The following is a 24,344-nucleotide window of genomic DNA, read 5'->3' on the forward strand; positions in this document are numbered from 1 at the left end:
AGCTAAACCCAGCTCATTGAGCTGGGTTTTTTGTATTTTGGTTTATTGGTATCATAAAATTCCACTTAACTGTATAATATAATAACTTTATACCGAATTTTAAATCAGCTATCAGGTTTTGTGGACCGGGAAAATGGAAATAATAAAGGATAGAGCGAGAAAGTTGAAAATTCTCGAGAAACGGCTTATAGTAAGATTAAAGTCAAATATAGTCAAAGTCAGTAAAGGAGGGGGTTGAGTGGGACATAATATTTCTGACATCATTGAACAATATTTAAAACGAGTGTTAGATCAAAATGGCAAGGAAATTTTAGAGATTAAACGAAGTGAAATTGCAGATAAATTTCAATGCGTTCCTTCCCAAATAAATTATGTCATCAACACCAGATTTACAAGCGAAAGAGGATATATTGTTGAGAGCAAACGCGGGGGCGGCGGTTATATCAGAATCATTAAAATTAAAATGAACAATGAAGTTGTCCTGATCAATAATATTATTTCTCAAATTAATACCCATTTGTCTCAAGCAGCCTCTGATGACATTATTTTAAGGCTATTAGAAGACAAGGTAATTTCAGAAAGAGAAGCAAAAATGATGGTCAGCGTAATGGACCGCTCAGTTTTACACATTGACTTGCCTGAACGTGATGAATTAAGAGCGAGAATGATGAAGGCAATGCTGACTTCTTTAAAATTAAAATAAGCGGGTGAAAAGATTGATTTGTCAAGAGTGCCACGAGAGACCAGCCACTTTTCACTTTACAAAGGTTGTTAACGGAGAAAAAATAGAAGTTCATATTTGTGAACAATGTGCCAAAGAAAATAGTGATTCATATGGTATAAGTGCAAATCAGGGTTTCTCTATTCATAATTTACTTTCGGGTTTACTGAACATGGATTCTTCATTTCAAAATGCAGGAACTCAAATGTTCAGTCACTCGGAGCAAATATCTGCTTGTCCGAAATGCGGAATGACTTTTCAGCAATTCAGAAAAATTGGCCGTTTTGGATGTTCTGAATGTTACAAAACATTTCATAGCAACATTACACCAATCCTACGTAAAGTGCACAGCGGAAACACTGTGCATGCAGGTAAGATACCGAAACGAATAGGCGGCAATCTTCATGTCAGACGGCAGATTGATATGCTAAAAAAGGAATTAGAATCCTTAATCCATCAAGAAGAATTTGAAAATGCAGCTCATGTAAGAGATCAAATTCGTTCATTAGAACAATCACTCAAAAGTACAGATAGTGAGGAGGAACAGGGGTAATGTCGCTAAAGCATTTTATTCAGGACGCACTAAGCAGTTGGATGAAGCAGAAAGGACCTGAAAGTGACATTGTACTCAGCAGCCGCATACGTTTAGCAAGGAACTTTGAGCATATTCGGTTCCCTACGCGGTATTCCAATGAAGAAGCCTCATCCATCATACAGCAATTTGAAGATCAGTTTTCAGAGCAAGAAATTCCCGGAATCGGCAAATTTGTTTTGATTAGAATGAATGATGCACAGCCTTTAGAAAAGCGTGTACTTGTTGAAAAACATCTAATCAGTCCTAATCTGACAGAGTCTCCTTTTGGCGGCTGTTTGCTTTCTGAAAATGAGGAAGTAAGCGTCATGCTAAATGAAGAGGACCATATTAGAATTCAGTGTCTTTTCCCTGGATTTCAGCTTTTAGAAGCAATGAAAGCCGCAAACCAGGTCGACGACTGGATTGAAGAAAAAGTTGATTATGCATTCAATGAGCAAAGAGGATACTTAACCAGCTGTCCTACAAACGTAGGTACAGGTTTAAGGGCTTCGGTCATGATGCATCTGCCGGCACTGGTTTTAACTAGGCAAATAAATCGAATTATACCGGCAATTAATCAATTAGGCTTAGTTGTTAGAGGAATTTATGGGGAAGGCAGCGAAGCAGTAGGGAATATCTTTCAAATTTCAAATCAGATCACGCTTGGTAAGTCAGAGCAGGATATTGTAGAGGATCTTAACAGTGTTGCTGCTCAGTTGATTGAACAAGAACGATCTGCCCGAGAAGCGATTTATCAAACTTCTAAAATCGAACTTGAGGATCGGGTATATCGGTCTTATGGGGTCTTGTCTAATTGCCGGATGATAGAATCGAAAGAAACTGCAAAGTGCCTTTCAGATGTTCGGTTAGGCATAGACCTAGGTATTATAAAAGGACTTTCAAGCAACATACTTAACGAACTTATGATTTTGACGCAGCCAGGGTTTTTACAGCAATACTCGGGAGGCGCTTTGCGTCCGAACGAAAGGGACATTCGAAGAGCGGCTCTCATCAGAGAACGGCTTCACTTAGAAATGAATGGGAAAAGACAGGAGGATGAATCGATATGATGTTTGGAAGATTTACAGAACGAGCTCAAAAAGTACTGGCGCTAGCACAGGAAGAAGCACTTCGGTTAGGTCATAATAACATTGGCACTGAGCATATTTTATTAGGACTGGTAAGAGAAGGAGAGGGCATTGCTGCTAAAGCTCTTCAAGCGCTTGGACTCGGTTCAGATAAAATTCAGAAAGAAGTAGAAAGTTTGATCGGGCGCGGGCAGGAAATGTCTCAAACGATTCATTATACTCCTAGAGCTAAAAAAGTCATTGAGCTTTCAATGGATGAGGCAAGAAAACTCGGTCATTCTTATGTCGGAACAGAACATATTCTTCTTGGTCTGATTCGTGAAGGAGAAGGCGTTGCTGCGAGAGTTCTGAATAATCTCGGTGTCAGCTTAAATAAAGCAAGACAGCAGGTGCTCCAGCTTCTAGGAAGTAATGAAACAGGATCATCAGCGGCAGGAACAAACAGCAATGCGAATACGCCTACGCTTGACAGCTTGGCAAGAGACTTAACTGCTATTGCGAAGGAAGACAGCCTTGACCCTGTAATCGGCAGAAGCAAGGAGATCCAGCGTGTGATTGAAGTATTAAGCCGCAGAACGAAAAACAACCCTGTTCTCATTGGGGAACCAGGTGTAGGTAAAACGGCTATCGCAGAAGGTTTGGCACAGCAAATTATCAATAATGAAGTACCCGAAATTTTGCGTGATAAACGTGTGATGACATTAGACATGGGAACAGTTGTTGCCGGCACAAAATACCGCGGAGAATTTGAGGATCGCCTGAAGAAGGTCATGGATGAAATTCGCCAGGCAGGAAATATCATTCTATTCATCGATGAGCTCCATACATTAATCGGGGCAGGCGGAGCAGAAGGTGCTATTGATGCATCTAATATTTTAAAACCTTCACTTGCTCGCGGCGAACTCCAATGTATTGGTGCAACGACTCTTGATGAGTACCGTAAATATATTGAAAAAGATGCAGCACTGGAACGCCGTTTTCAGCCGATTCAGGTTGATCAGCCATCTGTAGATGAAAGTATTCAAATTTTACAAGGTCTGCGTGACAGATACGAAGCCCACCACCGCGTTTCTATCACTGATGATGCCATTGAAGCTGCGGTTAAGCTTTCTGACAGATATATTTCTGACCGCTTCCTTCCGGATAAAGCAATTGACTTGATCGATGAAGCAGGTTCAAAGGTGAGACTGCGCTCATTTACAACGCCTCCTAACTTAAAAGAGCTTGAGCAGAAGCTTGATGAGGTTCGTAAAGAGAAAGATGCGGCAGTGCAAAGCCAAGAGTTTGAAAAAGCTGCTTCCTTGCGTGATACTGAACAACGCCTGCGCGAGCAAGTAGAGGATACGAAGAAATCATGGAAAGAGAAGCAAGGGCAGGAAAACTCAGAGGTTACTGTGGATGATATCGCGATGGTTGTATCCAGCTGGACCGGTGTGCCTGTATCTAAAATTGCCCAAACTGAAACTGATAAGCTTCTCAATATGGAAAACATTCTTCACTCCCGCGTCATCGGCCAGGATGAGGCAGTTGTAGCTGTTGCAAAAGCCGTCAGACGTGCGAGAGCAGGATTAAAAGATCCTAAACGCCCAATCGGCTCATTCATTTTCTTAGGCCCTACAGGTGTAGGTAAAACAGAACTTGCACGAGCACTTGCTGAATCCATTTTTGGCGATGAAGAATCCATGATCAGAATTGATATGTCTGAATACATGGAAAAACACTCAACTTCAAGACTTGTTGGTTCACCTCCGGGATATGTGGGATATGATGAAGGCGGTCAATTGACAGAGAAAGTCAGAAGAAAACCTTACTCTGTCGTGCTTCTTGATGAGATCGAGAAAGCGCACCCTGATGTCTTCAATATCCTTCTGCAAGTTCTTGAAGACGGGCGATTGACTGATTCTAAAGGACGCACAGTCGATTTCCGCAATACCATTCTGATCATGACATCAAACGTCGGAGCAAGTGAGCTGAAACGCAATAAATATGTCGGCTTTAACGTTCAGGATGAAACTCAAAATCATAAAGACATGAAAGATAAAGTGATGGGTGAATTGAAACGAGCGTTCAGACCTGAGTTCATCAACCGTATTGATGAAATCATTGTCTTCCATTCACTTGAGAAAAAACATCTTACTGAAATTGTGTCATTAATGTCTGATCAATTAACGAAACGCCTGAAAGAACAAGATCTTTCTATCGAATTGACAGATGCTGCAAAAGCGAAAGTCGCGGAAGAGGGCGTTGACCTGGAATACGGTGCCCGTCCGTTAAGAAGAGCGATCCAAAAACATGTCGAGGATCGTTTATCTGAAGAACTCCTCAGAGGAAATATTCATAAAGGACAGCATATTGTTCTTGATGTAGAAGATGGCGAATTTGTCGTAAAAACGACTGCTAAAACGAATTAATATAGAAGACGGAAATGAGGCATACAGCATGTAAGTGTATGCCTCACTTTCATATCAAGAAATAGAACAAGGGAGAGGTCTTACACTATATATGGCTAAAACAAAATCGAAATTCATCTGCCAATCCTGCGGCTACGAGTCTCCAAAATGGATGGGGAAATGTCCGGGCTGCGGTGCTTGGAATACAATGGTGGAAGAAATGATTAAAAAAGCACCGGCCAATCGGAGAGCGGCTTTTTCTCATTCTGTTCAAACTGTACAGAAACCTTCACCTATTACATCAATCGAAACATCAGAAGAACCCCGCGTCAAAACCCAGCTTGGCGAGTTTAACAGAGTACTCGGCGGAGGTGTCGTTAAAGGCTCCCTCGTTTTAATTGGCGGTGATCCTGGTATCGGAAAGTCAACGCTATTACTGCAGGTTTCCGCTCAATTATCAGGCTCATCAAACAGTGTCCTGTATATTTCGGGAGAAGAATCTGTAAAGCAAACGAAGCTGCGAGCAGACCGTCTCGGCATTAATAATCCGTCACTGCATGTTTTATCTGAAACCGATATGGAGTATATTTCGTCTGCTATACAAGAGATGAATCCAGCGTTTGTCGTTGTTGACTCTATTCAAACGGTTTACCAAAGCGATATTACATCGGCTCCAGGCAGTGTGTCACAGGTCAGAGAATGTACCGCTGAGCTGATGAAAATTGCAAAAACAAAAGGTATTCCGATTTTTATCGTAGGGCACGTGACGAAAGAAGGGTCTATTGCAGGTCCGAGACTGTTGGAGCATATGGTTGACACTGTTTTATATTTTGAAGGAGAACGCCACCATACTTTCCGTATTTTGCGGGCTGTAAAAAACCGTTTCGGATCTACAAACGAAATGGGCATTTTCGAAATGCGGGAAGAGGGGCTCACTGAGGTTTTGAATCCTTCGGAAATTTTCTTAGAAGAACGCTCTGCTGGTTCCGCAGGCTCGAGTATCACTGCCTCTATGGAGGGCACTAGACCGATTCTCGTTGAAATTCAGGCGCTCATCTCGCCAACAAGTTTTGGCAACCCAAGGCGTATGGCAACGGGAATAGACCATAACAGGGTTTCTCTGTTAATGGCTGTGTTAGAAAAAAGAGTAGGGCTGCTGCTGCAAAATCAGGATGCTTATTTGAAAGTGGCTGGCGGCGTTAAGCTTGATGAACCGGCAATTGATCTTGCCATTGCGATTAGTATCGCATCAAGCTTTAGAGACACACCTCCAAATCCTGCAGATTGTTTTATTGGAGAAGTGGGATTAACCGGAGAAGTCCGGCGGGTTTCAAGAATTGAACAGCGTGTGAAAGAAGCGGCAAAGCTTGGTTTTAAACGCATGATCATACCCGCGGCAAATCTGGATGGATGGACAAAACCAAAAGGGATTGAGGTTATCGGAGTAGCAAATGTTGCAGAAGCGCTTCGTACTTCATTAGGAGGATAATAGATGGAAAAAGAGAAAAAAGGGGCGAAACACGAGTTAGACCTGTCATCTATATTGCAGTTTGTTGCTCCGGGTACACCGCTCAGAGCGGGGATGGAAAACGTCTTGAGAGCAAATACAGGCGGTCTGATTGTTGTTGGATATAATGATAAAGTAAAAGAAGTAGTGGACGGCGGCTTTCACATAAACACGGCTTTTTCTCCGGCGCATTTATATGAGCTGGCTAAAATGGATGGAGCGATCATTTTAAGTGATTCTGGTCAAAAGATCCTCTACGCGAATACTCAGCTGATGCCGGATGCCACAATTTCTTCATCAGAAACAGGAATGCGGCACAGAACTGCCGAAAGAGTAGCTAAGCAAACTGGCTGTCTTGTAATCGCTATTTCTGAAAGAAGAAATGTCATAACGTTATATCAGGAAAACATGAAGTATACACTAAAAGACATAGGATTTATTTTAACCAAGGCGAACCAAGCCATTCAAACACTTGAAAAATATAAGACAATCCTCGATAAAACGATTAATGCACTGAACGCGTTAGAGTTTGAGGAACTTGTTACCTTCAGTGATGTCTTGTCTGTCATGCATCGTTATGAAATGGTACTGAGAATCAAAAACGAAATTAATATGTATATCAAAGAGCTGGGGACAGAAGGACATTTGATCAAACTGCAAGTCATTGAATTGATTACGGATATGGAAGAAGAGGCCGCTTTATTTATTAAGGACTATGTAAAAGAAAAGATTAAAGATCCGTTTGTTCTCTTGAAGGAGCTGCAGGATATGTCCAGTTATGATCTGCTGGATGATTCCATTGTGTATAAGCTTCTCGGTTACCCTGCTTCTACTAATCTTGATGATTATGTATTGCCGAGAGGATACAGGCTGTTAAATAAGATACCGCGTCTTCCGATGCCGATTGTTGAAAATGTTGTAGAAGCATTTGGAGTCCTACCAAGGATTATTGAGGCGAGTGCAGAAGAATTAGATGAAGTAGAGGGAATCGGTGAAGTACGAGCCCAAAAAATCAAAAAAGGATTAAAACGCCTGCAAGAGAAGCATTATTTAGACAGACAACTGTGATTTCGGTTAAAACCTTATGAATACGGGTATATTAATGTTGGTTTTTGTTTATTCTGATATTCGTAGGATGCATAAGACTTTGTGAAATTAAAATGTTAAAAAAGGAGGTGGGGGTATGTTAAAACGAATAGTTCAGGCGTTCTTCATTATTTTTGGCGGCGTTGTTGGTATATTTTTGATACCTGAATTGTTTGTACTGTTAAATATACAGGACATACCTTTAATAACAAACGCATATACGTCTGCGGCAATAGGAGCAATTATCTTTTTTCTCATCAGTATATGGGGTACAGAATACGTTGTGAACTGGGTGAAGTGGATAGAGGATTCATTGTTAAAAGCGCCGGTTCCAGATTTGTTATTTGGAAGTCTTGGCTTAGTTTTTGGACTTATAATTGCTTATCTTATCGTAAATGTTATTCCTTTAGACAATATACCTTACCGCATATTCAGCACAATAATTCCTGTATTTTTGGCTTTCTTCCTCGGTTATCTCGGCTTCCAGGTGGGCTTTAAGAAAAAGGATGAATTGATCAGCCTGTTTTCCATTTCCGCCAGAATGCAAAAGAAAAAAGGAACAGCTGATGAAGAACATGAGGTTCAAGACAAGAAGCTGAAAATTTTGGACACTAGTGTTATTATTGATGGGAGAATAGCAGATATTTGTCAGACTGGTTTTTTAGAGGGAGTTATCGTGATTCCGCAGTTTGTCCTTGAGGAATTGCAGCATATTGCAGACTCTTCAGATGTTTTAAAACGAAACAGAGGACGCCGCGGTCTTGATATCCTGAACCGCATTCAGAAAGAATTAGACATTGAAGTTGAAATTTACGAAGGCGACTTTGAAGATATTCAGGAGGTTGACAGCAAGCTCGTCAAACTTGCTAAGCTGACATCCGGGGTCGTCGTGACGAATGATTTTAATTTAAATAAAGTGTGCGAGCTTCAGAAGGTAGCAGTATTAAACATTAATGACCTTGCCAATGCGGTCAAGCCTGTTGTGCTTCCTGGCGAGGAAATGAATGTTCAGGTCATTAAGGACGGGAAAGAGCATAATCAGGGAGTTGCCTACTTGGATGACGGTACGATGATTGTCGTTGAAGAAGGACGGAATTATATCGGCAAGCATATTGATGTACTTGTCACAAGTGTGCTGCAGACAGCAGCGGGACGAATGATTTTTGCGAAGCCTAAGCTGTTGGAGAAGGCGCTCTAAAGGGAGAAGAAACAATGAGTTATGATGTGGTGATTCCTGCAGCCGGACAGGGAAAGCGGATGAAGGCAGGGAGAAATAAACTGTTCATTGAGCTGAAAGGAGACCCGGTGATCATACACACGTTAAGAGTGTTTGACAGCCACCGGCAGTGCGATAAAATCATTTTGGTGATTAACGAACAGGAGCGGGAGCACTTTCAGCAATTGCTGTGCGATTACCCGTTTCAAACTTCAATTGAGCTTGTTGCAGGCGGAGAAGAGCGTCAGCACAGTGTGTATAAGGGGCTGAAAGCCGTAAAGCAAGAAAAGATTGTCCTTGTACATGACGGTGCCCGCCCATTTATAAAACATGAACAAATTGACGAACTGATCGCAGAGGCGGAACAGACAGGAGCGGCCATCCTTGCTGTTCCGGTAAAAGATACGATTAAACGCGTTCAAGATTTACAAGTCAGTGAGACGATTGAACGTTCAAGCTTGTGGGCTGTCCAAACGCCACAAGCTTTTCGTCTTTCTTTATTGATGAAGGCTCACGCTGAGGCCGAGCGCAAGGGATTTTTAGGGACGGATGACGCCAGCCTCGTTGAACAGATGGAGGGCGGTTCGGTCCGTGTTGTAGAAGGCAGCTATACAAATATTAAGCTGACGACGCCAGACGATTTGACGTCAGCTGAAGCTATCATGGAATCAGAAAGTGGGAATAAACATGTTTAGAATTGGACAAGGATTTGATGTGCATCAATTAGTGGAGGGCCGTCCTCTCATTATTGGCGGAATTGAAATCCCGTACGAAAAAGGGCTGCTTGGCCATTCTGATGCAGACGTATTGCTGCATACTGTCGCTGACGCCTGCCTGGGAGCTGTGGGTGAAGGAGACATCGGCAAGCATTTTCCTGACACAGATCCCGAGTTCAAGGACGCAGATTCTTTCAAATTACTTCAGCATGTCTGGGGAATCGTGAAACAGAAGGGGTATGTCCTTGGGAACATTGATTGCACCATCATAGCGCAAAAGCCGAAGATGCTGCCGTACATAGAAGATATGAGAAAAAGAATTGCTGAAGGCCTTGAGGCAGATGTTTCTCAAGTAAATGTAAAAGCAACAACGACAGAAAAGCTTGGATTTACAGGCCGGGCGGAAGGAATAGCGGCACAGGCGACAGTACTGATACAAAAAGGCTAACTTGTTTTGATGCCGGGTCTATTTGGTGGTAGAATAGATTCATACATTTTTGCCTGAGGCCATACATGACATGAAAGGAAGTATTTGAAAATGGGAAACGAAGTACGCGTCCGTTATGCACCGAGTCCAACCGGACATTTGCATATTGGAAATGCCAGAACGGCGCTTTTTAATTATTTATTTGCCCGCAATCAAGGCGGAAAGTTTATCATTCGAGTTGAGGATACAGATAAAAAGCGCAATATTGAGGGCGGAGAACAAAGCCAGCTGAATTATCTGAAGTGGCTAGGTATTGACTGGGATGAGAGTGTGGATGTCGGAGGAGAGTACGGCCCATACCGTCAGTCAGAGCGTAACGATATCTATAAAGTGTACTATGAAGAGCTTCTTGAAAAAGGGCTTGCTTATAAATGTTACTGTACGGAAGAAGAGCTTGAAAAAGAGCGTGAAGAACAGATTGCCCGCGGAGAAATGCCTCGTTATTCCGGAAAACACAGAGACCTGACTCAGGAAGAACAGGAGAAATTTATCGCTGAAGGCAGAAAACCAAGTATTCGTTTCCGCGTGCCGGAAGGAAAAATTATCGCCTTCAATGATATCGTAAAAGGCGAAATTTCTTTTGAATCAGATGGCATCGGCGACTTCGTTATTGTTAAAAAGGACGGAACGCCTACTTATAACTTCGCGGTAGCGATTGATGACTACTTAATGAAAATGACACACGTGCTGCGCGGTGAGGATCATATTTCTAACACACCGAAACAGATTATGATCTATCAAGCATTCGGGTGGGATATTCCTCAGTTCGGACACATGACGCTGATCGTAAACGAAAGCCGTAAAAAGCTCAGCAAACGTGATGAATCCATTATTCAATTCATCGAGCAGTACAAAGAGCTTGGCTACTTGCCAGAAGCGCTGTTCAACTTTATCGGACTGCTAGGCTGGTCACCGGTTGGAGAAGAAGAGCTTTTCACAAAAGAGCAGTTTATTGAAATTTTTGATGTAAATCGTTTATCTAAATCACCAGCTTTGTTTGATATGCATAAGCTAAAATGGGTTAACAACCAATATGTGAAGAAGCTGGATCTTGATCAGGTTGTTGAACTGACGCTTCCGCATTTGCAAAAAGCGGGCAAAGTTGGCACTGAGCTTTCTGCTGAAGAACAAGAGTGGGTTCGTAAACTGATTTCCCTGTATCATGAGCAATTAAGCTACGGTGCGGAAATTGTTGAGCTGACTGATTTGTTCTTTACGGATGAGATCGAGTATAATCAAGAAGCGAAAGCTGTTCTGGAAGAAGAACAGGTTCCTGAAGTGCTCAGTACATTCGCAGCGAAGCTTGAAGAGCTTGAGGAGTTCACTCCGGATAACATCAAAGCATCGATCAAAGCAGTGCAGAAAGAAACTGGCCATAAAGGGAAAAAACTGTTTATGCCGATTCGTGTTGCTGTAACAGGGCAAACTCACGGTCCGGAACTGCCGCAATCAATTGAATTGATCGGTAAAGAGACTGCAATTCAGCGTTTAAAAAATATCTAAATAAATGATTGTTGACAGGGAAGAGTATAAAGCTTTAGGCCATTACAGAAAGGATCTCCATTGGCTGAGAGAGATCCATGAGCCGGGTTTTAGAAGTGCGCCCTTAAGACCTTTGAAGAACGTTTTTTGAAACCAGTATTCAAAGGCGGCCGCCGCCGTTACAGGCTGAAGTTGGGAGAGCAGAAGTCTGCTTTTCAAACAGAGTGGAACCGCGCGGTTAAAGCGTCTCTGTCATGTTTACATGCAGAGGCGCTTTTTTTATTGGGTAGAGGAAATCAGATAGAGAAACGGGGGGAAGCATGTGTTTTTTAGAATGCTCAAAGAAGACATTGATACTGTGTTCGATCAAGATCCCGCAGCAAGAAGCTATTTTGAAGTGATTTTAACTTATTCCGGTTTACATGCTATATGGGCGCATCGGATTGCACATGCTTTATATAAACGAAAATTTTATTTCCTTGCACGCCTTATATCTCAAGTAAGCCGATTTTTTACCGGGATAGAAATCCACCCCGGCGCTACAATCGGGAGAAGATTTTTCATAGACCACGGCATGGGGGTTGTCATTGGGGAGACATGTGAAATCGGCAATAACGTAACCGTTTTTCAGGGGGTTACCCTCGGGGGAACGGGGAAAGAAAAGGGAAAAAGGCACCCAACGATTAAAGATGACGCATTGATAGCCACAGGTGCTAAAGTGCTCGGTTCTATTACGGTCGGTGAAGGCTCAAAGATTGGGGCTGGTTCAGTAGTGCTGCATGATGTTCCTGATTTTTCAACAGTTGTCGGTATCCCTGGACGGGTCGTTGTACAAAATGGCAAAAAAGTAAGACGCGATTTAAACCATCAGGATTTGCCCGATCCAGTTGCTGACCGCTTTAAGTCTTTGGAACAGCAGATTTTAGAGCTGAAGGCAGAACTTGAAGACAGAAAAGAAAGGATCAACCAAAAATGACAATCACACTTTATAATACATTGACTAGACAGAAGGAAACATTTGTTCCTCTTGAAGAGGGAAAAGTGAAAATGTATGTATGCGGACCCACGGTTTACAATTATATTCATATCGGGAACGCGCGTCCGGCAATCGTTTACGATACGGTTCGAAACTATTTAGAGTATAAAGGCTATGATGTGCAGTATGTCTCTAACTTCACAGACGTAGACGATAAATTAATTAAAGCGGCAAATGAACTCGGTGAGGATGTACCCACCATTTCAGAGCGTTTTATTAAAGCATACTTTGAAGACGTGGGTGCGCTCGGCTGCCGAAAAGCCGACCTTCATCCGCGAGTAATGGAGAACATGGATGCCATTATCGAATTCGTAGATCAGCTCGTGAAAAAGGGCTACGCATATGAATCAGAAGGTGACGTATATTTCAAAACCAGAGCGTTTGAAGGGTACGGAAAGCTTTCTCAGCAATCAATCGATGAACTTAGATCAGGTGCACGCATCCGAGTCGGCGAGAAAAAAGAAGATGCTCTTGATTTCGCACTGTGGAAAGCGGCAAAAGAAGGAGAAATCTCTTGGGATAGCCCTTGGGGGAAAGGACGTCCGGGCTGGCACATTGAGTGCTCAGCAATGGTGAAAAAGTATCTCGGTGACCAGATTGATATCCATGCGGGCGGACAGGATTTAACATTCCCTCACCATGAAAACGAAATTGCGCAATCTGAGGCGCTGACAGGCAAAACGTTTGCGAAGTACTGGCTTCATAATGGTTATATCAATATTGATAATGAAAAAATGTCAAAATCACTAGGCAACTTTGTGCTTGTGCATGACATCATTAAACAGCATGATCCTCAGCTTTTGAGATTCTTTATGCTATCTGTTCATTATCGCCATCCGATTAACTATTCGGAAGAGCTTCTGGAGAATACGAAAAGCGCGTTCAACCGTTTAAAAACAGCGTACAGCAATCTTCAGCACCGTCTGAACAGCAGTACGAATTTAACCGAAGATGACGATCAATGGCTTGAAAAAGTTGAAGAACACCGCAAAGCATTCGAAGAAGCGATGGACGATGATTTTAATACGGCGAATGCCATTTCAGTCTTGTTTGACTTAGCGAAACACGCCAATTATTATCTTCAGAAAGATCATACGGCTGATCATGTGATTACGGCGTTTATTGAGATGTTTGACCGCATTGTTTCTGTCCTCGGTTTTTCGTTGGGTGAGCAGGAACTTCTCGATCAAGAGATTGAAGACTTAATCGAAAAGCGAAATGAAGCGCGCCGGAATCGCGATTTTGGATTGTCAGACCAGATCCGCGACCAGCTGAAAAGCATGAATATCATTCTTGAAGATACGGCTCAAGGCACTCGCTGGAAACGGGGAGAATAACAGATGCTTGAATTTGATACGATAAAAGATTCTAAGCACCTTAACGGTCTTGCGCTTGCTTATATAGGTGATGCCATTTTTGAAGTGTATGTCAGGCATCACCTGCTTAAGCAGGGCTTTACCAAACCAAATGATCTTCATAAGAAATCAAGCCGGATTGTTTCAGCAAAGTCACAGGCTGAGATCCTATTTTTTCTGCAGAATCAATCATTTTTTACGGAAGAAGAGGAAGCGGTGCTGAAAAGAGGCAGAAATGCCAAGTCAGGGACAACACCTAAAAATACAGATGTTCAGACGTACCGCTACAGTACAGCATTTGAAGCGCTTCTGGGCTACCTTTTTCTAGAGAAAAAAGAGGAACGACTTAGTCAGCTCGTAGCCGAAGCTATACAATTCGGGACGTCAGGGAGGAAAACAAATGAGTCAGCAACATGATTACGTCATAGGGAAAAATGCAGTGATCGAGACGTTAAAATCTGATCGGAAGCTGTATAAGCTGTGGATGGCGGAAAACACCGTAAAGGGACAAGCACAGCAAGTGATTGAGCTTGCCAAAAAGCAGGGAATCACGATTCAATACGTCCCGAGAAAAAAACTCGATCAAATGGTGACAGGACAGCATCAGGGCGTAGTGGCACAGGTTGCAGCGTATGAATATGCAGAACTGGACGATTTATATAAAGCAGCCGAAGAAAAAAATGAACAGCCTTTCTTCCTCATTCTGGACGAGCTTGAAGACCCTCATAATCTTGGTTCCATTATGAGGACAGCAGATGCGGTCGGCGCTCATGGCATCGTCATTCCAAAACGGAGAGCTGTCGGGCTGACAACAACAGTGGCAAAAGCTTCAACAGGAGCAATTGAGCACATTCCTGTAGCAAGAGTCACCAATTTGGCACGGACGTTAGAAGAGATGAAAGAGCGGGGAATCTGGGTTGTCGGAACGGATGCGTCCGCGCGTGAGGATTACCGCAATATGGACGGCAATATGCCTTTGGCTCTAGTCATCGGAAGTGAAGGAAAAGGGATGGGCCGTCTTGTAAAGGAAAAGTGCGATTTTCTCATTAAACTCCCGATGGCCGGAAAGGTAACTTCACTAAATGCATCTGTCGCGGCTGGTCTTTTGATGTATGAAGTCTACCGGAAACGAAACCCTCTGGGAGAATAAAGACCCATGGATATCCTGTTAGTAGACGGGTACAACATGATTGGAGCCTGGCCGCAGCTGAAGGATTTAAAAGCGAACAGTTTTGAAGAGGCGAGAGACGTACTGATTCAGAAAATGGCGGAATATCAATCGTATACAGGAAACAGGGTTATTGTTGTTTTTGACGCGCATCTCGTAAAAGGGCTTGAGAAAAAACAGACCAACCATAGAGTTGAAGTAATTTTTACAAAAGAAAATGAGACGGCTGATGAGCGGATAGAAAAGCTCGCTCAGGCTTTGAATAATATTGCGACTCAAATTCACGTTGCGACCTCTGACTATACTGAGCAGTGGGCGATTTTCGGACAGGGGGCATTGCGGAAATCGGCCCGGGAGCTTTTGAGAGAGGTAGAAACGATTGAAAGGCGAATAGAGAGACGGGTAAGAAAAATCACTTCCGAAAAGCCGGCGGGTAAAATTGCTTTATCGGAAGAGGTTTTGAAAACGTTTGAAAAGTGGAGGCGGGGAGACTTAGATTAAGTTGACGCTTTTTTGCCCAATACTGTATAATATTTCTATCTACGTGCGCCGGGGGGATCGGAGTGAATCTACAGAACAACAAGGGAAAATTCAACAAAGAGCAGTTTTGCCAGTTGGAGGACGAGCAGGTCATTGAAAAGGTTCATGTTGGGGACAGTGATGCGTTAGATTACTTGATTACGAAGTACCGAAACTTTGTTCGGGCAAAAGCAAGATCCTATTTCTTAATAGGGGCGGACAGAGAGGATATTGTTCAGGAAGGCATGATAGGCCTCTATAAGTCTATTCGTGACTTCAAAGAGGACAAGCTTACCTCATTCAAAGCTTTCGCAGAATTATGTATTACCCGCCAAATTATTACCGCAATAAAGACAGCTACTCGCCAGAAACACATTCCTTTGAATTCCTACGTCTCATTAGATAAACCGATTTTTGATGAAGAATCAGACCGAACACTGCTGGATGTCATTTCAGGAGCGAAAACCTTAAATCCTGAGGAAATGATCATTAATCAGGAAGAATTTGATGATATTGAAATGAAAATGGGAGAACTTTTAAGTGATTTAGAGAGAAAAGTACTCGTCTTATATCTCGATGGGAGAAGTTACCAAGAGATTTCTGATGAACTGAACCGACATGTGAAATCGATCGACAATGCCCTTCAGCGTGTGAAACGCAAGCTGGAGAAGTACTTGGAAATTCGCGAAATCAGTTTGTAATAGCAATTTATGCTATATTGACAGTATTTTTCTGACTATGATATGTTACTAAAGATAAGAACTAATGTCTATTTAGAAAAAGGTGTAATGACATGAGAAAAAAGATTACGTTAGCATGCAAGACATGCGGAAACCGTAATTATACGACTATGAAGAGCTCTGCATCAGCGGCTGAGCGATTAGAAGTAAAGAAATACTGCAGTACTTGCAATTCACATACAGCTCATCTTGAAACAAAATAGTTTTTGCGCTTTTAAATTGTGGAGGTCTTTTACATGCGTATTATGAAATTCTTTAAAGATGTTGGGAAAGAAATGAAAAAGGTAAGCTGGCCTAAAGGAAAAGAGTTAACGCGTTATACCATTACGGTAATTTCAACAGTTATCTTTTTTGTTATCTTTTTTGCCCTCCTTGACACAGGAATTTCTCAATTAATTCGTTTAATAGTTGAATAATGATCAGCAATACGTGCTATAATAGATCATAATATTACTTGCCAAAACCCGTTCAGCGGGTTTTTTATTGTGGCTTAAAATGATAGTTATCATAGGCTTGCCGCCTATTTTTTGAAGCGTTATGGTAATTCACTAAAACCAAATGCGGGGAGGGAAGGACTGGACAGTCCTGAATAGAATGGAAAAGAATTGGTATGTTGTTCACACGTACTCTGGTTATGAGAATAAAGTAAAAGCCAACTTGGAAAAACGTGTTGAATCAATGGGGATGCAGGATAAAATTTTCCGTGTAGTCGTACCCGAAGAAGAAGAAACAGATATCAAAAACGGCAAGAAAAAAGTCGTGAAAAAGAAAGTATTCCCTGGTTATGTGCTTGTTGAAATTGTAATGACAGACGACTCTTGGTATGTTGTCCGCAACACGCCGGGCGTTACTGGATTCGTAGGATCTGCCGGGTCAGGTTCAAAACCGACGCCGCTTCTTCCGGGCGAAGCAGAAACCATTCTGAAGAGAATGGGCATGGATGAACGAAAAACTGATATTGACTTTGAACTGAAAGAGACAGTGAAAGTAATAGACGGACCTTTTGCTAACTTTACAGGATCAATTGAAGAGATTGATTATGATAAAAGCAAGGTCAAAGTTTTCGTTAATATGTTTGGCCGTGAAACGCCAGTTGAGCTGGAATTTACCCAAATCGATAAATTGTAATGTGAAAAAACTTGAAATTGCTATATATAAATGATAATATAGCAAAGGTACGTCTTGGACTTATCCAAGGCAACTAGCATGATATTTCGTCATTCATATAAAGAATGAAACCTTGAGTGGGAGGGTTTACCCTATTACCACATCACGGACTTAAGGAGGTGTGTCTCGTGGCTAAAAAAGTAGTTAAAGTTGTAAAATTGCAAATTCCTGCTGGAAAAGCTAACCCAGCACCACCAGTTGGACCTGCACTTGGTCAAGCCGGTGTTAACATCATGGGATTCTGTAAGGAGTTTAACGCTCGTACAGCTGACCAAGCTGGTTTAATCATTCCTGTTGAAATTTCGGTTTACGAAGACCGTTCATTTACATTTATTACAAAAACTCCACCTGCTGCAGTATTGCTTAAAAAAGCAGCTGGAATTGAGTCTGGTTCTGGTGAACCAAACCGTAATAAAGTGGCAACCGTTAAGCGCGATAAAGTACGCGAAATCGCTGAAACGAAAATGCCTGACTTAAACGCAGCAGACGTTGAAGCGGCAATGCGCATGGTTGAAGGTACTGCCCGCAGTATGGGTATTGTAATCGAGGATTAATTTGTTTCTTGTCGGGTTGCGAGTTTTAACAAGTTCGCAACCCTTATTCGTGGGAGGTTATTCCGCTATAACCACATAAGGAGGAAATTTTAAAATGGCTAAAAAAGGTAAAAAGTACGTTGAAGCTGCTAAGCTTGTAGACCGTTCTAAAGCTTACGACGTCTCTGAAGCAGTAGCTCTCGTTAAAAAAACAAACACAGCTAAATTCGACGCTACAGTTGAAGTGGCTTTCCGTTTAGGGGTTGACCCTCGTAAAAACGACCAGCAAATCCGTGGAGCAGTTGTGCTTCCAAACGGAACTGGTAAAACTCAGCGCGTTCTCGTTTTCGCAAAAGGCGAAAAAGCGAAAGAAGCTGAAGCTGCTGGTGCAGATTTCGTAGGCGATACTGACTACATCAACAAAATTCAACAAGGCTGGTTCGATTTCGATGTTATCGTAGCTACACCTGACATGATGGGTGAAGTTGGTAAAATCGGTCGTGTACTTGGACCAAAAGGTTTAATGCCAAACCCTAAAACTGGTACAGTTACTTTCGAAGTTGAAAAAGCGATCGGCGAAATCAAAGCTGGTAAAGTTGAATACCGTGTTGATAAAGCTGGAAACATTCATGTTCCTATCGGTAAAGTTTCTTTCGAGGATGAAAAACTTGTTGAGAACTTCACAACAATGTACGATACAATCCTTAAAGCTAAACCTGCTGCAGCTAAAGGCGTTTACGTGAAAAACGTTGCTGTAACTTCTACTATGGGACCTGGTGTCAAAGTAGACTCTTCAACTTTTAACGTAAAATAATATTGACATGACATCAACATTCTGATATTATTCAAAATGTTGTAAAATAGAATATCATTTATACCGTAGACAGTAGGGGCCTAACCGCTTAATTATCCTACCGAGGTGTATATTATCACAGCTATTACGTTACGTATGCTTGTATATACAGCCTCCATGTCTCATGGAGGCTTTTTATATGGAATCCGTCGTCTCAGTCGTGATCACCTAACGGTATAAGTGTTACACAAGAATCTACAGGAGGTGTAACCATGAGCAGCGCAATTGAAACAAAAAAAGTTGTTGTTGAAGAAATTGCTTCTAAACTGAAAGAAAGTAAATCAACGATCATCGTTGACTATCGCGGACTTAACGTTTCTGAAGTAACTGAACTTCGTAAACAGCTTCGCGAAGCTAACGTTGAGTTCAAAGTTTACAAAAATACGATGACTCGCCGTGCGGTTGAACAAGCTGAGCTTAATGGTTTGAATGATTTCTTAACTGGACCGAACGCGATCGCATTCAGCACTGAAGATGTTGTCGCTCCGGCTAAAGTTCTTAATGACTTCGCTAAAAATCACGAAGCTCTTGAAATCAAAGCTGGCGTTATCGAAGGTAAAGTTTCTACTGTTGAAGAAGTGAAAGCTCTTGCTGAACTTCCATCACGCGAAGGCTTGCTTTCTATGTTGCTTAGCGTACTTCAAGCTCCAGTTCGCAACCTTGCTCTTGCTGCAAAAGCTGTGGCAGAACAAAAGGAAGAACAAGGCGCTTAATCTAATCAGTTTTTCATAAATTAAAACAAAATGGAGGAATTACAAATGGCTTTAAATATCGAAGAAATCATTGCTTCCGTTAAAGAAGCAACTGTACTTGAATTGAACGACCTAGTAAAAGCAATCGAAGAAGAATTTGGCGTAACTGCTGCTGCTCCTGTAGCTGTAGCTGGCGGAGCTGCTGCTGGCGGAGCTGCTGAAGAGCAAAGCGAATTCGATCTTATCCTTGCTGGTGCAGGATCTCAAAAAATCAAAGTTATCAAAGTTGTACGTGAAATCACTGGTCTTGGCTTGAAAGAAGCTAAAGAGCTTGTTGACAACACTCCAAAACCACTTAAAGAAGGTATTGCTAAAGAAGAAGCTGAAGAGCTTAAAGCTAAACTTGAAGAAGTTGGCGCTTCTGTAGAAGTTAAGTAATCTTCACTTACCTGTAGGGGAAGCTCGCTTTTATGAGGCGAGCTTTTTCTTTGCCATTCTTTAAGCCATGAAAAAAGGAGGTTCTAATAATGAGTGAGCACTATTATTCAGAAAAACCTTCAGTAAAAAGCAACAAGCAAACCTGGTCTTTTAGGCTTCGGAATAAAGATTTCACGTTTACCAGCGACAGCGGGGTTTTTTCTAAAAAAGAAGTTGATTTCGGCTCCCGCCTGCTGATTGATTCTTTTGAAGAGCCTGAGGTTGAGGGCGGCATTTTAGATGTAGGCTGCGGATACGGCCCGATTGGTTTATCGCTCGCCAGCGACTTTAAAGACCGGACTATCCACATGATTGACGTTAATGAGAGAGCCGTAGAACTATCAAATGAAAATGCGGAACAAAACGGAATAACAAACGTTAAGATTTATCAAAGCGATTTGTTTTCAAACGTTGATTCTGCTCAAACATTTGCTTCTATTCTTACAAATCCCCCAATCCGAGCCGGAAAAAAAGTTGTCCATGCTATCTTTGAGAAAAGCGCTGAACACTTAAAAGCTTCAGGTGAGTTGTGGATCGTCATACAGAAAAAGCAGGGCGCGCCTTCTGCCATTGAAAAGCTCGAGGAACTGTTCGATGAAGTTTCCGTCGTTCAAAAAAAGAAAGGCTATTATATCATAAAAGCAAAAAAAGTTTGACTCGGTATTTTAACTATGTTAATATTGTAAAATGCCAATGTATATATTTTGCTTGATATGATGAATTGTCAATATCTATGTATAAATTATACAAGTATGGAAATGCTAATAAAATCGGTATTTGTTTTTGGATGTGGTTTTCTTAATTAGAAACCCTTTTTTCTTTTGTCTTGTAAAAGTATTTTCTTTCTTTGGAAGAAATGCTTATTACACATATAATACGCATGATTTGAGGGGTGAATCAGTTGACAGGTCAACTAGTTCAGTATGGACGACACCGCCAGCGCAGAAGCTATGCTCGCATTAGCGAAGTGTTAGAATTACCAAATCTCATTGAAATTCAAACCTCTTCTTATCAGTGGTTTCTTGATGAGGGTCTTAGAGAGATGTTTCAAGACATATCACCAATTGAGGATTTCACTGGTAACCTCTCTCTTGAGTTCATTGATTATAGTTTAGGTGAGCCTAAATATCCTGTAGAGGAATCAAAAGAACGTGATGTGACTTACTCAGCTCCGCTAAGAGTGAAGGTTCGTTTAATTAACAAAGAAACTGGAGAGGTAAAAGACCAAGATGTCTTCATGGGTGATTTCCCTATTATGACAGATACAGGTACTTTTATCATTAACGGTGCGGAACGCGTTATCGTTTCCCAGCTTGTTCGGTCTCCAAGTGTATATTTCAGTGGTAAAGTAGACAAAAACGGTAAAAAAGGTTTTACCGCAACTGTCATTCCAAACCGTGGCGCATGGTTAGAATACGAAACTGATGCGAAAGATGTTGTTTATGTCCGCATTGATCGCACACGTAAGTTGCCGGTTACGGTTCTTTTGCGTGCTCTCGGCTTCGGCTCCGATCAAGAGATTCTTGATCTCATAGGAGAAAACGAATACCTGCGAAATACGCTTGATAAAGATAACACAGAAAACAGCGACAAAGCGTTGCTGGAAATTTACGAGCGTCTCCGTCCTGGAGAGCCGCCTACAGTAGAAAATGCGAAAAGCTTGCTTGATTCTCGTTTCTTTGATCCGAAACGATACGATCTTGCCAATGTAGGACGCTATAAAATTAATAAAAAACTTCATATTAAGAATCGCCTCTTCAATCAGAGACTTGCTGAAACGCTTGTTGATCCTGAAACAGGAGAAATCCTTGCTGAAAAAGGTCAGATTCTTGATAGAAGAACACTTGATAAAGTACTGCCATACTTAGAAAACGGAATCGGTTTCAGAAAGCTGTATCCGAATGGCGGCGTTGTTGAAGATGAAGTGACTCTTCAATCAATTAAAATCTTTGCTCCGACTGATCAAGAAGGAGAACAGGTTATTAATGTAATCGGCAATGCTTACATCGAAGAAGAGATTAAAAACATCACGCCTGCTGATATTATTTCTTCAATCAGCTACTTCTTCAACCTGCTGCACGGAGTAGGCGACACAGATGATATCGATCATCTTGGGAACCGCCGTTTACGTTCTGTAGGCGAGCTTCTCCAGAATCAATTCCGTATCGGTTTAAGCCGTATGGAGCGTGTGGTTCGTGAGAGAATGTCAATTCAAGATACGAATACAATTACGCCTCAGCAGCTGATCAATATTCGTCCTGTTATTGCGTCCATTAAAGAGTTCTTTGGAAGCTCACAGCTTTCTCAATTCATGGATCAGACGAACCCGCTTGCTGAATTAACGCACAAGCGTCGTCTGTCAGCATTAGGACCGGGCGGATTGACACGTGAGCGTGCCGGAATGGAAGTGCGTGACGTTCACTACTCCCACTATGGCCGTATGTGTCCGATTGAAACGCCTGAGGGCCCGAACATCGGTTTGATCAACTCACTATCATCTTATGCAAAAGTAAACCGTTTTGGCTTTATTGAAACGCCATATCGCCGCGTTGACCCTGAAACAGGGAAGGTAACGGGCAGAATCGATTACTTAACTGCTGATGAAGAGGATAACTATGTTGTCGCTCAAGCGAATGCTCGTCTTGATGACGAAGGCGCCTTTATTGATGACAGCATCGTAGCTCGTTTCCGCGGGGAGAACACCGTTGTTTCCAGAAATCGTGTAGACTACATGGATGTATCGCCTAAGCAGGTTGTATCTGCTGCGACAGCATGTATCCCGTTCTTAGAAAACGATGACTCCAACCGTGCCCTCATGGGAGCGAACATGCAGCGTCAGGCTGTGCCTTTGATGCAGCCGGAAGCGCCATTTGTTGGAACTGGTATGGAATACGTATCAGGAAAAGACTCTGGTGCCGCTGTTATTTGTAAACACCCTGGTATCGTTGAACGCGTAGAAGCGAAAAACGTTTGGGTTCGCCGTTATGAAGAAGTAGACGGTCAAAAAGTAAAAGGAAACCTGGATAAATACAGCCTGCTGAAATTTGTCCGCTCTAACCAAGGTACGTGCTACAACCAGCGTCCGATCGTAAGTGTCGGCGATGAAGTGGTAAAAGGAGAAATCCTTGCTGACGGTCCTTCTATGGAGCTTGGTGAACTTGCACTTGGCCGTAACGTAATGGTCGGCTTCATGACATGGGATGGCTACAACTATGAGGATGCCATCATCATGAGTGAACGCCTAGTGAAGGATGATGTTTATACATCTATCCACATTGAAGAATACGAATCAGAAGCACGTGATACGAAACTTGGACCTGAAGAAATCACTCGCGATATTCCAAACGTCGGTGAAGATGCGCTTCGCAACCTTGATGACCGCGGAATCATCCGTATTGGGGCAGAAGTAAAAGACGGAGATCTTCTTGTTGGTAAAGTAACGCCTAAAGGCGTAACTGAACTGACTGCAGAAGAACGCCTTCTTCACGCCATTTTTGGCGAGAAAGCCCGCGAGGTTCGTGATACTTCTCTTCGTGTGCCTCACGGCGGCGGCGGAATTATCCATGACGTTAAAGTCTTCAACCGTGAAGACGGAGACGAACTTCCTCCAGGTGTTAACCAGTTAGTACGCGTATATATCGTTCAGAAACGTAAGATTTCTGAAGGGGATAAAATGGCCGGTCGTCACGGTAACAAAGGTGTTATCTCTAAGATTCTTCCTGAAGAGGATATGCCTTACCTTCCTGACGGCACACCAATTGATATCATGCTTAACCCGCTGGGCGTACCATCACGTATGAACATCGGGCAGGTATTGGAACTTCACATGGGTATGGCCGCTCGTTACCTTGGCATTCACATTGCATCTCCTGTATTTGACGGAGCGCGAGAAGAGGATGTCTGGGAAACACTTGAAGAAGCCGGCATGTCTCGTGACGCCAAAACAGTGCTTTACGACGGACGTACTGGAGAGCCGTTTGATAACCGTGTATCTGTCGGTATCATGTACATGATCAAACTAGCTCACATGGTTGACGATAAACTTCATGCACGCTCTACAGGTCCTTACTCACTTGTTACGCAGCAGCCTCTTGGCGGTAAAGCGCAATTTGGCGGACAGCGTTTTGGTGAGATGGAGGTTTGGGCACTTGAAGCTTACGGTGCGGCTTATACTCTTCAAGAAATTCTGACTGTTAAGTCTGATGACGTGGTTGGACGTGTGAAAACATACGAAGCCATCGTTAAAGGCGACAATGTTCCTGAACCAGGTGTTCCGGAATCATTCAAAGTATTAATCAAAGAACTTCAAAGCTTAGGTATGGATGTCAAAATCCTTTCTGGTGATGAAGAAGAAATAGAAATGAGAGATTTAGAAGACGAAGAAGATGCGAAACAAGCTGACGGCCTGGCATTATCAGGTGATGAAGAGCCGGAAGAAACAGCATCTGCAGACGTTGAACGCGATGTAGTAACAAAAGAATAATCTCTAGTTATAAAGGCAAGTGACATCGGTTAATCCGAAGATAAAAAGGGAGGT

At 42.4% G+C, this 24,344-nt stretch carries 25 protein-coding genes and 2 other annotated features; all 25 genes read left to right on the top strand.

Going from position 1 to position 24,344, the window contains the following annotated elements:
- The first annotated feature begins 238 nt into the window (after nt 1-238).
- The 25 genes from ctsR to rpoB all read left to right on the top strand — a co-directional run bounded on the left by ctsR (nt 239) and on the right by rpoB (nt 24,290).
- Nucleotides 239-703, top strand: coding sequence for a transcriptional regulator CtsR (gene ctsR / locus NX903_RS00005; protein WP_003225724.1), 465 nt, complete (start codon nt 239-241; stop codon nt 701-703).
- 13 nt (nt 704-716) lie between these two features.
- A complete protein-coding gene (mcsA, locus tag NX903_RS00010; RefSeq protein ID WP_014475591.1) occupies nt 717-1,274 on the top strand; it encodes a protein-arginine kinase activator protein McsA in 558 nt (185 codons plus the stop codon).
- Nucleotides 1,274-2,365: a protein arginine kinase gene (locus tag NX903_RS00015; protein ID WP_003235007.1), complete on the top strand. Its 1,092-nt coding sequence runs from the start codon at nt 1,274-1,276 to the stop codon at nt 2,363-2,365. The genes mcsA and NX903_RS00015 overlap by 1 nt, the downstream gene beginning before the upstream one ends.
- Complete coding sequence (gene clpC, locus NX903_RS00020; protein ID WP_014475592.1) at nt 2,362-4,794, top strand: ATP-dependent protease ATP-binding subunit ClpC; 2,433 nt, start codon at nt 2,362-2,364, stop codon at nt 4,792-4,794. The genes NX903_RS00015 and clpC overlap by 4 nt, the downstream gene beginning before the upstream one ends.
- A gap of 91 nt (nt 4,795-4,885) precedes the next feature.
- Complete coding sequence (gene radA / locus NX903_RS00025; RefSeq protein WP_015252992.1) at nt 4,886-6,262, top strand: DNA repair protein RadA; 1,377 nt, start codon at nt 4,886-4,888, stop codon at nt 6,260-6,262.
- Nucleotides 6,263-6,265: 3 nt separating this feature from the next.
- Nucleotides 6,266-7,348: a DNA integrity scanning diadenylate cyclase DisA gene (gene disA, locus NX903_RS00030; RefSeq protein ID WP_003225736.1), complete on the top strand. Its 1,083-nt coding sequence runs from the start codon at nt 6,266-6,268 to the stop codon at nt 7,346-7,348.
- Between the two features lie 115 nt (nt 7,349-7,463).
- The gene (locus NX903_RS00035) at nt 7,464-8,564 is read left to right on the top strand and encodes a PIN/TRAM domain-containing protein (RefSeq protein WP_003235014.1); all 1,101 of its coding nucleotides are present in this window, start codon (nt 7,464-7,466) and stop codon (nt 8,562-8,564) included.
- A gap of 14 nt (nt 8,565-8,578) precedes the next feature.
- Entirely contained in the window at nt 8,579-9,277 is a 699-nt protein-coding gene (ispD, locus tag NX903_RS00040) for a 2-C-methyl-D-erythritol 4-phosphate cytidylyltransferase (RefSeq protein ID WP_014478616.1), read from the top strand.
- A complete protein-coding gene (gene ispF / locus NX903_RS00045; RefSeq protein WP_003225745.1) occupies nt 9,270-9,746 on the top strand; it encodes a 2-C-methyl-D-erythritol 2,4-cyclodiphosphate synthase in 477 nt (158 codons plus the stop codon). The genes ispD and ispF overlap by 8 nt, the downstream gene beginning before the upstream one ends.
- Before the next feature lie 90 nt (nt 9,747-9,836).
- Entirely contained in the window at nt 9,837-11,288 is a 1,452-nt protein-coding gene (gene gltX, locus NX903_RS00050; RefSeq protein ID WP_014478617.1) for a glutamate--tRNA ligase, read from the top strand.
- A 2-nt stretch (nt 11,289-11,290) separates the two neighbouring features.
- Nucleotides 11,291-11,521 (top strand) — a binding site (T-box leader).
- Nucleotides 11,522-11,589: 68 nt separating this feature from the next.
- Entirely contained in the window at nt 11,590-12,243 is a 654-nt protein-coding gene (cysE, locus tag NX903_RS00055; protein ID WP_003225749.1) for a serine O-acetyltransferase, read from the top strand.
- Nucleotides 12,240-13,640 (top strand): cysteine--tRNA ligase, encoded by a 1,401-nt coding sequence (gene cysS, locus NX903_RS00060; protein ID WP_086343359.1) that lies wholly within the window; start codon nt 12,240-12,242, stop codon nt 13,638-13,640. Before cysE ends, cysS begins: the two co-directional genes overlap by 4 nt.
- Before the next feature lie 3 nt (nt 13,641-13,643).
- Entirely contained in the window at nt 13,644-14,075 is a 432-nt protein-coding gene (locus tag NX903_RS00065) for a mini-ribonuclease 3 (RefSeq protein ID WP_086343360.1), read from the top strand.
- Complete coding sequence (rlmB, locus tag NX903_RS00070) at nt 14,059-14,808, top strand: 23S rRNA (guanosine(2251)-2'-O)-methyltransferase RlmB (RefSeq protein ID WP_014475598.1); 750 nt, start codon at nt 14,059-14,061, stop codon at nt 14,806-14,808. The genes NX903_RS00065 and rlmB overlap by 17 nt, the downstream gene beginning before the upstream one ends.
- Nucleotides 14,809-14,814: 6 nt before the next feature.
- A complete protein-coding gene (gene rae1 / locus NX903_RS00075) occupies nt 14,815-15,327 on the top strand; it encodes a ribosome-dependent mRNA decay endonuclease Rae1/YacP (protein WP_003235032.1) in 513 nt (170 codons plus the stop codon).
- Between the two features lie 62 nt (nt 15,328-15,389).
- The gene (gene sigH / locus NX903_RS00080; RefSeq protein ID WP_003225758.1) at nt 15,390-16,046 is read left to right on the top strand and encodes an RNA polymerase sporulation sigma factor SigH; all 657 of its coding nucleotides are present in this window, start codon (nt 15,390-15,392) and stop codon (nt 16,044-16,046) included.
- Between the two features lie 92 nt (nt 16,047-16,138).
- A complete protein-coding gene (gene rpmG / locus NX903_RS00085) occupies nt 16,139-16,288 on the top strand; it encodes a 50S ribosomal protein L33 (RefSeq protein WP_003156421.1) in 150 nt (49 codons plus the stop codon).
- A gap of 33 nt (nt 16,289-16,321) precedes the next feature.
- Nucleotides 16,322-16,501, top strand: coding sequence for a preprotein translocase subunit SecE (secE, locus tag NX903_RS00090; RefSeq protein ID WP_004399676.1), 180 nt, complete (start codon nt 16,322-16,324; stop codon nt 16,499-16,501).
- A 178-nt stretch (nt 16,502-16,679) separates the two neighbouring features.
- A complete protein-coding gene (gene nusG / locus NX903_RS00095; protein WP_003225764.1) occupies nt 16,680-17,213 on the top strand; it encodes a transcription termination/antitermination protein NusG in 534 nt (177 codons plus the stop codon).
- Between the two features lie 167 nt (nt 17,214-17,380).
- The gene (gene rplK / locus NX903_RS00100) at nt 17,381-17,806 is read left to right on the top strand and encodes a 50S ribosomal protein L11 (RefSeq protein WP_003156430.1); all 426 of its coding nucleotides are present in this window, start codon (nt 17,381-17,383) and stop codon (nt 17,804-17,806) included.
- A 94-nt stretch (nt 17,807-17,900) separates the two neighbouring features.
- Complete coding sequence (rplA, locus tag NX903_RS00105; RefSeq protein WP_003235040.1) at nt 17,901-18,599, top strand: 50S ribosomal protein L1; 699 nt, start codon at nt 17,901-17,903, stop codon at nt 18,597-18,599.
- A gap of 45 nt (nt 18,600-18,644) precedes the next feature.
- Nucleotides 18,645-18,785: a sequence feature (ribosomal protein L10 leader region), on the top strand.
- A 65-nt stretch (nt 18,786-18,850) separates the two neighbouring features.
- Nucleotides 18,851-19,351 carry a 50S ribosomal protein L10 gene (gene rplJ, locus NX903_RS00110; protein ID WP_003235042.1) on the top strand — a complete coding sequence of 167 codons (501 nt, stop codon included), beginning with the start codon at nt 18,851-18,853 and terminating at the stop codon, nt 19,349-19,351.
- Nucleotides 19,352-19,396: 45 nt separating this feature from the next.
- Entirely contained in the window at nt 19,397-19,768 is a 372-nt protein-coding gene (gene rplL, locus NX903_RS00115) for a 50S ribosomal protein L7/L12 (protein WP_003156436.1), read from the top strand.
- A gap of 89 nt (nt 19,769-19,857) precedes the next feature.
- A complete protein-coding gene (locus tag NX903_RS00120) occupies nt 19,858-20,463 on the top strand; it encodes a class I SAM-dependent methyltransferase (protein WP_003235045.1) in 606 nt (201 codons plus the stop codon).
- 245 nt (nt 20,464-20,708) lie between these two features.
- Complete coding sequence (gene rpoB, locus NX903_RS00125; protein WP_009966326.1) at nt 20,709-24,290, top strand: DNA-directed RNA polymerase subunit beta; 3,582 nt, start codon at nt 20,709-20,711, stop codon at nt 24,288-24,290.
- Nucleotides 24,291-24,344: the final 54 nt, after the last annotated feature.

It is taken from the genome of Bacillus sp. FSL R5-0576 (assembly GCF_038004765.1).
Taxonomy (GTDB): Bacteria; Bacillota; Bacilli; order Bacillales; family Bacillaceae; genus Bacillus; species Bacillus subtilis.

Coding starts and splice junctions, on each gene's coding strand:
- NX903_RS00015 (WP_003235007.1), top strand. CDS start 1,274: ATGTCGCTAAAGCATTTTATTCAGGACGCACTAAGCAGTTGGATGAAG.
- clpC (WP_014475592.1), top strand. CDS start 2,362: ATGATGTTTGGAAGATTTACAGAACGAGCTCAAAAAGTACTGGCGCTA.
- radA (WP_015252992.1), top strand. CDS start 4,886: ATGGCTAAAACAAAATCGAAATTCATCTGCCAATCCTGCGGCTACGAG.
- disA (WP_003225736.1), top strand. CDS start 6,266: ATGGAAAAAGAGAAAAAAGGGGCGAAACACGAGTTAGACCTGTCATCT.
- NX903_RS00035 (WP_003235014.1), top strand. CDS start 7,464: ATGTTAAAACGAATAGTTCAGGCGTTCTTCATTATTTTTGGCGGCGTT.
- ispD (WP_014478616.1), top strand. CDS start 8,579: ATGAGTTATGATGTGGTGATTCCTGCAGCCGGACAGGGAAAGCGGATG.
- ispF (WP_003225745.1), top strand. CDS start 9,270: ATGTTTAGAATTGGACAAGGATTTGATGTGCATCAATTAGTGGAGGGC.
- gltX (WP_014478617.1), top strand. CDS start 9,837: ATGGGAAACGAAGTACGCGTCCGTTATGCACCGAGTCCAACCGGACAT.
- cysS (WP_086343359.1), top strand. CDS start 12,240: ATGACAATCACACTTTATAATACATTGACTAGACAGAAGGAAACATTT.
- NX903_RS00065 (WP_086343360.1), top strand. CDS start 13,644: ATGCTTGAATTTGATACGATAAAAGATTCTAAGCACCTTAACGGTCTT.
- rlmB (WP_014475598.1), top strand. CDS start 14,059: ATGAGTCAGCAACATGATTACGTCATAGGGAAAAATGCAGTGATCGAG.
- rae1 (WP_003235032.1), top strand. CDS start 14,815: ATGGATATCCTGTTAGTAGACGGGTACAACATGATTGGAGCCTGGCCG.
- rpmG (WP_003156421.1), top strand. CDS start 16,139: ATGAGAAAAAAGATTACGTTAGCATGCAAGACATGCGGAAACCGTAAT.
- secE (WP_004399676.1), top strand. CDS start 16,322: ATGCGTATTATGAAATTCTTTAAAGATGTTGGGAAAGAAATGAAAAAG.
- nusG (WP_003225764.1), top strand. CDS start 16,680: ATGGAAAAGAATTGGTATGTTGTTCACACGTACTCTGGTTATGAGAAT.
- rplA (WP_003235040.1), top strand. CDS start 17,901: ATGGCTAAAAAAGGTAAAAAGTACGTTGAAGCTGCTAAGCTTGTAGAC.
- rplJ (WP_003235042.1), top strand. CDS start 18,851: ATGAGCAGCGCAATTGAAACAAAAAAAGTTGTTGTTGAAGAAATTGCT.
- rplL (WP_003156436.1), top strand. CDS start 19,397: ATGGCTTTAAATATCGAAGAAATCATTGCTTCCGTTAAAGAAGCAACT.
- NX903_RS00120 (WP_003235045.1), top strand. CDS start 19,858: ATGAGTGAGCACTATTATTCAGAAAAACCTTCAGTAAAAAGCAACAAG.